The 1,050-nt window shown below is 55.4% G+C and carries 1 rRNA gene; it reads right to left on the bottom strand.

Features of this window, described 5'->3' with window-relative positions:
* Positions 1-22 precede the first annotated feature (22 nt).
* Positions 23-1,050: ribosomal RNA gene (locus ACFV8T_RS45655) — 23S ribosomal RNA — on the bottom strand; the annotation flags it as partial.

Raw genomic sequence — 1,050 nt, 5'->3', positions numbered from 1 at the left:
AACACAGTGGACGCGAGCAACTGAGGACAAGCCCTCGGCCTATTAGTACCAGTCAGCTCCACCCGTTACCGGGCTTCCACATCTGGCCTATCAACCCAGTCGTCTACTGGGAGCCTTAACCCTTCAAGAGGGTGGGAATACTCATCTCGAAGCAGGCTTCCCGCTTAGATGCTTTCAGCGGTTATCCTTTCCGAACGTAGCCAACCAGCCATGCCCTTGGCAGAACAACTGGCACACCAGAGGTTCGTCCGTCCCGGTCCTCTCGTACTAGGGACAGCCCTTCTCAATATTCCTACGCGCACAGCGGATAGGGACCGAACTGTCTCACGACGTTCTAAACCCAGCTCGCGTACCGCTTTAATGGGCGAACAGCCCAACCCTTGGGACCGACTCCAGCCCCAGGATGCGACGAGCCGACATCGAGGTGCCAAACCATCCCGTCGATATGGACTCTTGGGGAAGATCAGCCTGTTATCCCCGGGGTACCTTTTATCCGTTGAGCGACAGCGCTTCCACAAGCCACTGCCGGATCACTAGTCCCGACTTTCGTCCCTGCTCGACCCGTCGGTCTCACAGTCAAGCTCCCTTGTGCACTTACACTCAACACCTGATTGCCAACCAGGCTGAGGGAACCTTTGGGCGCCTCCGTTACTCTTTAGGAGGCAACCGCCCCAGTTAAACTACCCATCAGACACTGTCCCTGATCCGGATCACGGACCCAGGTTAGACATCCAGCACGACCAGAGTGGTATTTCAACGACGACTCCACAACCACTGGCGTGGCCGCTTCAAAGTCTCCCACCTATCCTACACAAGCCGAACCGAACACCAATATCAAACTGTAGTAAAGGTCCCGGGGTCTTTCCGTCCTGCTGCGCGAAACGAGCATCTTTACTCGTAGTGCAATTTCACCGGGCCTATGGTTGAGACAGTCGAGAAGTCGTTACGCCATTCGTGCAGGTCGGAACTTACCCGACAAGGAATTTCGCTACCTTAGGATGGTTATAGTTACCACCGCCGTTTACTGGCGCTTAAGTTCTCAGCTTCGCC

The sequence above is a fragment of the Streptomyces sp. NPDC059832 genome, assembly GCF_042731715.1.
In the GTDB taxonomy this organism is placed as follows: domain Bacteria; phylum Actinomycetota; class Actinomycetes; order Streptomycetales; family Streptomycetaceae; genus Streptomyces.
The sequence above is the reverse complement of the archived record's forward strand: the minus strand, read 5'-3'. Positions and strand labels throughout refer to the sequence as shown.